Origin of the sequence: Terriglobus sp. YAF25 (assembly GCF_052113305.1) — a bacterium.
Lineage (GTDB): Bacteria > Acidobacteriota > Terriglobia > Terriglobales > Acidobacteriaceae > Terriglobus.
In genome coordinates, this window is sequence record NZ_JBFRCY010000352.1 from 1 (window position 1) to 6,287 (window position 6,287).

The following is a 6,287-nucleotide window of genomic DNA, read 5'->3' on the forward strand; positions in this document are numbered from 1 at the left end:
TTTTGAATGTCTGCGGAGTATTGAGGTAGGTGTTGAGCTTATTCGCTGCGTTCGTGCCGACTGAGGTATAAGGTGTGTAGTCGGTGCGGATCTGGTTATAGGTATCGGTGAGTTTGTTATTTGCCTGATTGGCTGCGTCGCGGTAGGCATCCGCCTGGGAGTTGCCGGCGATCAGCGAGCCAATCCCTTTGGTGACGCCGCCGATGCCAGCGCCGATGAGGCTTGATGCAAAGGACATGGATCAAAGCTCCTTGATAAAGACTTTTTCTTCGAGCCGCCATCCCAGGCGCTCGAATAAGGCTGCGTAGTTGCGTGAGACTTTGCAGGTGATGGTGGCGARCTCAACGCCCATCGCGCGCCAGGCTTGTTCCACCTCGCGAAAGATGCGGATACCGGCGTGACCGCGATGATCAGGATGAAGGAAGTACATGTCGCTGACGGCGGCGAGGCGTTTGCGGTTATGCAGATTGGGCATGACGATACCGACGAAGTAGCCGACGAGTTTGCCGTCGTAGCGAGCAGTGAGAAGGAAGAGCATGCCGGCCTGCTCCATGGCGAAGTACTGTTCCCATGCCATGTCGATGCCACCCTCCAGCTCGCCCGTTTCGGCGTAGTGCAAGGGGAAGAGCGGCTCCATCTCGTGACAGCAATCGGCGAGGCGTTCGGTCTGAAAGGTAATCACTTCACATACCGTCCGCTGAAAATTGCTTTGGCAGAGGTCAGGGTGAAGTTGGGCAGGTAAGCTGTGTTGCCGGCGACCATGCCGTTGCCGTAGTCGGCGTAGGCGCTGGTGTTGACTGCGGCGAAGGCGCCTGGACGGGTGGTGGGTTGGGGCATGTTGGTGATCTGCGCTGCCGTGAAAGTGACGGTGCCTACGGTGGCATCGATCTCAACCTCCCAGAAGAGCTCTTCGCCAATCGACTTCCACCAGCCCGCATAGTTCACGGCACCGGTTTCGGCTGCGCCAATCAGGGTTGGTGCCCATGTACCGCTGTCAGCGCCGACTGTTGTTTGCAGTGTGTTGATGTCTGCACGGTCCGCGAGCTCGCGAGTGTTGAGGTCGGCAACGCCGGTTTGCAGTGCAGTGATGTTTGTTTCCGCGGTTGCTACATGGGTCTGGAGCGCGGCAACATCCGAGCTGATCTGACTGAGAGGCGTACTGCTGCCGCCGCCGACGCGGTAGACGAGCTTCTGGAACCAGAGTGCCCATTGCTGTGAGACCAGGCCGTCGGCGCTGAAGAGAGGCGTAGAGATAGGGGCACCGGAGAGGCTGTCGGGATTCTGCGGCATTGGAGCATTTCTCCTGTAGGTGTAGTGCGGGGCTTATGTATCTATGGGCGTTTTCCGCAATGAAAATGCCGCTGCACGCTCCTTCCGGGATACCCGGCAAGAGGAGAAATGCTCTAGCTGACGCCTCCTTTCATCTCGATGAAGGCATCGTTGATGGCAACGAGCACATCATCGGTGATCTTGATCTCGAAGACGCGTTGGCGGGTTCTGCCGAGTCTCCACCACATCACACGTTTATAGGTATCGCCGCGTGCTCCGAGTCCGCGCCAGTATTCGCCGGACCATTTGTGGCCGCCGTCATCGGACCACCGCAGCATCAGCTGCGGCTCGGGCGTACCGATGGGAACGCCATCGGCTCCGAGTCCAACTTCCATGTCCAGCCAGAACTTCGAGAAGAAGATGTTCTTCAGCTCATCGCTCACAAACGGTGTGCTACGGATGCGAGTGATCCGCGTGCCTGCATCGTTCAACGAGAAGCGGTCGAGGATGTAGAGCTTGCCGGTGGCGTAGTCTAGCTGTAGCCGGTGGCGTCGGCGATGGTGCTGTAGGTGGCGAGGTCTTGTTCTATTGCGTGTGTGGAGATGCGTTGCGGCGCCAAGCCATTTGCCATGTAGACGATGCCCTGGCCCTGCTCATTCTTGCCGAGCCAGGCGATGGTGTTTGCAAGGCGTACTGGAGTTCTGGCAGCGGCGAGACCGAACTGGATGACGCCGCCCTGCGTGCGCTGGAAGGGGAAGGTGGCGTCGCCGGAGTCGTACCAGACCTCGACGCTGCTGGTGCCGAAGAGCCAGAGGAGCTCTTTGTCGGCGAGTGCAACGAGCAGGCCGTCGGGCGAGCTTTCGGCAGAGGCAAACATCGTCCAGTCGATGTCGGTCGAGTAGGGCTGCGTGATGACGAAGACCTGCGACCTGGGCCGGGTGAAGAGGAAGTAGCCATCGAGAAAGGTGACGGTGCTGCCGCCGCCRTTCGCTTCGAAGTCCGCGAGCGATGTCAGCGTGTTGGCTGCGAGGTCGTAGGTGTAGCCGTTCGGTCCATCGACCAGCATCAACTGTCCGCCGTTGTCCGCAATGCCGACAAAGCCGGCGGAGGAGTTCAACGTGCCGCGGCTGATGCTGGTTCCGTCGCTCATCACCTCCCACAATGTGGTGCTGGTAACGGCAAAGAGGCGGCCATCTTTGGATGTGGTGAGCATGCCGCGCACCGGATGTTCGCCCGCATCGAGTGTGGCGAAGGTCTTCAGCCCGGGCGTGCCGAGCAGGGAAGCAACGTTTTTGCCGGTGCCGGATTCATCGAGCTGGGGATAGAGGTTTACGCATCGCTGACAGTTGATGTTGGTGCTCTGCAGCTTGTAGGCGCCGCTGACGAATCCTTTGAGCTGCATCAGTTCCCTTGATTGCCGGAGTCACCGGTCAGGTAGTTGAAACCGTTGGGCGCGCCGGTGACGGCAGCATCGCTCTTCAACAACGGAACGTAGGTGTTGTTGAGCGCCATGACGGAGGCCTTGGCGTCGACCGAACGTTGAATGACGGTCGGCAGTGGATCGATGCCGTACTCCGGTGCGAGATCGACGGCGAGTCCGTAGCGAAGAGCGCGATCGTAGCCGTCGGGCAGCGTGATGTCGTCGTCGAGTGTGGCGATCTGCGTCAGCTGTTCCCAGGTGTAGAGGTTGAGTGCGTTGACGAGGCTGGGAATGGGATAAAGGAAGAGGTTGCGCAGCGGGTATTCGTTGTCGATGTAGACGAACTGCGGAAGGGTGCTGGTGGTATCAGGAACGCTGAAGGCGTTGTACTGATCGATGTTGAGGATCGGCACGGGCAGATTGAGCGGCGGATTGCTGCCCTGGTTGTAGATGAGTGTCACCTTCTCGATGCGCGTGGGGCGAACGGTATCGAAGTCTCCGCCTGGGCCCATGGTGTAGGTCTTCTTGCCTGCCACGAGCGGGAAGCTGTGCGGCATGATGGCGAAGACCATCAGGCGTTCCGTGCGCCAGGTGCTGATCAGGCTGTTCAGGCTTACGAGGGCGTCGGCGGCTTCGGAGGCGGAAGGCTCCTGCCCGCTGCCGATGACACCGATCAGACGCAGGGCTCCTTTAATGAGATCGCGGGCGGTCATCTTCTACTCCTGTGTTGTGCGGCGTTTGCGGCGTTGTGGTGTGAAGTTGGCGATTGGCGGCGTCACAGTTGCGTCGATCTGTTCGGCGGATGGGCAGGTGATGATGCCGTGGTCAGCAGGAGAATTCGTCCATGCATTGCCGAGCGCGGATTCTTCTTCGCGGGTGTGAACCACGATGGGAGGTTCGGTCGCGTGGTACTTGTACTTGGGATAGGTCAAAGGGGGTTCCTGGGAATATCGGTGAGAGAAGGAGCAAACGGCGGTTCGAGCTTCGCTCGAATACTCACGTCCCAAACGCGGGACATGGGGCACCCAGAGCCGTACCTCGGATAAGAGGTGATGAAGACGCTCTTTGAAAAAAGTGGGGCGGAGATTGCTCCCCGCCCCTGCCGGATTAAGCCTGGATGCGGCATGACCACTCGGGATACAGAGCCGCGATGCCGTAGAGGATGTCGAGGCGAAGCGGGAACTGATCCGTGGTGATGTTGTAGGCGCGCACCGCGCGAACGGAGAGACCGGTCTGCGGATCGCTCTTACGTGCGGCCATGTCGACACCGCCGGGAAGCGGAAGGTCGGCACAGGCCAACGTGAAGGCGTCACGATGGAAGGCTACGTTCTGTTCCGTCACGGCGCCGGAAGTACCGACGATCGTAAGGGCCGCGTTGTCCGCTGGACCAACGGTCACGTTCTGAAACTGGCCGGTGGGCGTGATGGCTGGAGCAATGGGGATGGTGGCATTGCCCGCGGCATCGGAGTTCACGTCCGCGACGACGACGAACTGCTGCAACTGGGTCGTCGTCTGACGGCTGACCGGATTGACCGCGAAGACGCCGGCGATGGTGAAGACATCTCCCTTCTTCAGACGGTTGGCCGCGGCAGCGGTCCAGCCATCGGTGGTGAGTGAGTTGCCGGTCTGGTTGGCTCCGTTGACCAGCGGTGTGCCACCGAGAGGACCGACGATGTGTTTGATCACGTTCTGGTCCATGCTGGTCTTGAAGCCGTACAGAGGCCCAAGGTTGCCGGTGTTGTACTGGTCGCTGATGCGCTTGCCGTCGTTGAAGATCGACTTCAAGCCCTTGATGACGTTGGCGGAGCTGCGTGCGCCGAAGACGGCTGAACGCAGGTCGCCGCGCGGAGTTGCGTTGTCATCGAGCAGCGCACCGGCATCGAGCAGAATATCGCCGCTGGTGAGTGCGGTGCCGGGGACGCCGACGGAGTTCCAGGTCGTGTTCTTCATCAGGATGAGCACGTCGAGGTCGATGGCGTTGGCCACCTGCACCATGGCGGGCTTGATGAAGCGCTCAGAGAACTGGTCGATACGCAGCGCCAGATCCGAAGAGCTGAACTGGATATCGACACCGCGCTGCGTGGTCAGGGCCAAGGGCACCGAGGTCTCGACCGAGTCTTCAATGCTGATGGCCTGGCCGGTGCGGCCGATGTAACGCGGAGGCTTGCGGATGTTCAGCGTGTCGCCGATCTTCGCGTCGGAGCGGCCGAAGGAGTCGTCGTACTGGCGGTTGATGTACTTGGCTGCGGTGAGCTGGTTCTCGAGAACCGCGAGGGCCTCATTGGTGATCATGTTGATGGTGAGAAGCTGATTCGCCACGTTGGTCTATCTCTCCTGTTCCGTTACGTGCGTTTAGCGGTATCTACATGGGGAGTTGTTTCCCTACCTGGGTGCCCCGCCCTCGCAACGCTAGGGTGGGTAAGGTTGGGGAAAAATTCTGACAACACCGATATGTCGATACGTGCTCTAGCGCAGGTTGGGGAACTGTTTGGCCCGGTAAGTTCTCCACTCTTCGGGGGACATGTCGTCGGAGAAGGGATCCTTCTCGGAGGTGCGTGTCGACCTGCCTACTAAGGAGGGAGGTTTGGGGGCCCTGGTCACGGGTGCCGCCGCGCGTTGCTGCCGCGGCGTATCGGCTGAGGGAACGAACCGCGCTTCGAGTCGTCCGATTTCACGCGCCACCTGATTGGAGCTCATCGCGGCGAGTCGTTCGGCGTCGGCAGGATTTTGCGCGAGGTAGTAGAGAAGTGCAGGGCCGTGTTCGTGGTCCTGCACTTCAGTCCACAGTGCGGGCGACATGGGGGTGTCGCTCGCGATGGCCTGCGCGATGACGGCGTCGTAGTCTGGCGCTGCATCGCGAAAGCCGTCTTCGCGCGCGAGGAAGTTGTCCTGCTGTGCCTGCCGGCGATGAACCTCCTGCTGTTGCTGATGACGGGCTTCGTGGGCTCGTTCACGCTGCTCGACCTTCCAGTCGGTCAGCGCTTCGAGGTACCCGGCCTGGGTCTCGAAGTGATCGGGAGAGGGTTTGCCGTCGTTCACGGCTGCGGGGTCTTGCCTGGTTCGCAGCGCTTCAGTGCGCCAGAACTCGGCTGCGCGTTCCGCATCGGACTTCTCACGGGTGAGCTTGTCGATGCGGCGCTGGAATCCGCCTTTGTGAGGACGAGGTGTCTCTTCCGGGGGTTGCGGTTCGTTGTCTCCAGCCGCCGACTCTGGAGCGATTTCACCCGAGATGTCTTCGGGCGCGGCGAGTTGTTCCTGCGGTTGCAGGTCTTCTGACATGGGTTGGTCTCCAAGGATTGAAAGGGCCGGACTGAGGAAGCCGTCCGTGGGCTTTGGGGAAAACTTGGGGAAGACGGATCGCGCGTTGCGCGATTGCCCACATCTGGCGACAAGGCCGCCAGATATGGGGCACCCAGTGATGATGCCCGCTCTATGACTGCATTGATTGGGCCTGGGCTTTGAAGGCTTCGATCTGGATGCGTTCGGCTTCGAGGGATAGTTCGAGTTCGCGGATCCGTTGTTCGCCGGCGGCGATGCGTTCTTTGGAGTCGGTCTCCAGTTTCGTGATCGATAGACCTTTGTTCAGGTCTTCCTGCGT

General features: G+C 60.3%; 9 protein-coding genes. All 9 read right to left on the reverse strand.

The window, feature by feature from the left end:
• A partial coding sequence (locus tag AB4043_RS15255; RefSeq protein WP_442307433.1) for a hypothetical protein occupies nt 1–238 on the reverse strand: 238 nt, incomplete at its 3' end.
• A 3-nt stretch (nt 239–241) separates the two neighbouring features.
• Nucleotides 242–619, reverse strand: coding sequence for a GNAT family N-acetyltransferase (locus AB4043_RS15260; RefSeq protein WP_442307434.1), 378 nt, complete (start codon nt 617–619; stop codon nt 242–244).
• A 59-nt stretch (nt 620–678) separates the two neighbouring features.
• Nucleotides 679–1,290 (reverse strand): hypothetical protein, encoded by a 612-nt coding sequence (locus AB4043_RS15265; RefSeq protein WP_442303019.1) that lies wholly within the window; start codon nt 1,288–1,290, stop codon nt 679–681.
• A 113-nt stretch (nt 1,291–1,403) separates the two neighbouring features.
• A complete protein-coding gene (locus tag AB4043_RS15270) occupies nt 1,404–1,712 on the reverse strand; it encodes a hypothetical protein (protein ID WP_442307435.1) in 309 nt (102 codons plus the stop codon).
• Between the two features lie 89 nt (nt 1,713–1,801).
• Nucleotides 1,802–2,671 carry a hypothetical protein gene (locus AB4043_RS15275; protein ID WP_442307436.1) on the reverse strand — a complete coding sequence of 290 codons (870 nt, stop codon included), beginning with the start codon at nt 2,669–2,671 and terminating at the stop codon, nt 1,802–1,804.
• Nucleotides 2,671–3,402 (reverse strand): hypothetical protein, encoded by a 732-nt coding sequence (locus tag AB4043_RS15280; RefSeq protein WP_442303017.1) that lies wholly within the window; start codon nt 3,400–3,402, stop codon nt 2,671–2,673. Before AB4043_RS15280 ends, AB4043_RS15275 begins: the two co-directional genes overlap by 1 nt.
• A gap of 3 nt (nt 3,403–3,405) precedes the next feature.
• Entirely contained in the window at nt 3,406–3,621 is a 216-nt protein-coding gene (locus tag AB4043_RS15285) for a hypothetical protein (protein ID WP_442303016.1), read from the reverse strand.
• Between the two features lie 175 nt (nt 3,622–3,796).
• Nucleotides 3,797–5,008 carry a P22 phage major capsid protein family protein gene (locus AB4043_RS15290; RefSeq protein WP_442303015.1) on the reverse strand — a complete coding sequence of 404 codons (1,212 nt, stop codon included), beginning with the start codon at nt 5,006–5,008 and terminating at the stop codon, nt 3,797–3,799.
• 147 nt (nt 5,009–5,155) lie between these two features.
• On the reverse strand, nt 5,156–5,968 hold the full coding sequence (locus AB4043_RS15295; RefSeq protein ID WP_442303014.1) for a hypothetical protein: 813 nt from the start codon (nt 5,966–5,968) through the stop codon (nt 5,156–5,158).
• Nucleotides 5,969–6,287: the final 319 nt, after the last annotated feature.

Bases quoted from the DNA above. Each gene is read 5' to 3' on its own strand.
- AB4043_RS15265 (WP_442303019.1), bottom strand. From the start codon at position 1,290: ATGCCGCAGAATCCCGACAGCCTCTCCGGTGCCCCTATCTCTACGCCT.
- AB4043_RS15280 (WP_442303017.1), bottom strand. From the start codon at position 3,402: ATGACCGCCCGCGATCTCATTAAAGGAGCCCTGCGTCTGATCGGTGTC.
- AB4043_RS15295 (WP_442303014.1), bottom strand. From the start codon at position 5,968: ATGTCAGAAGACCTGCAACCGCAGGAACAACTCGCCGCGCCCGAAGAC.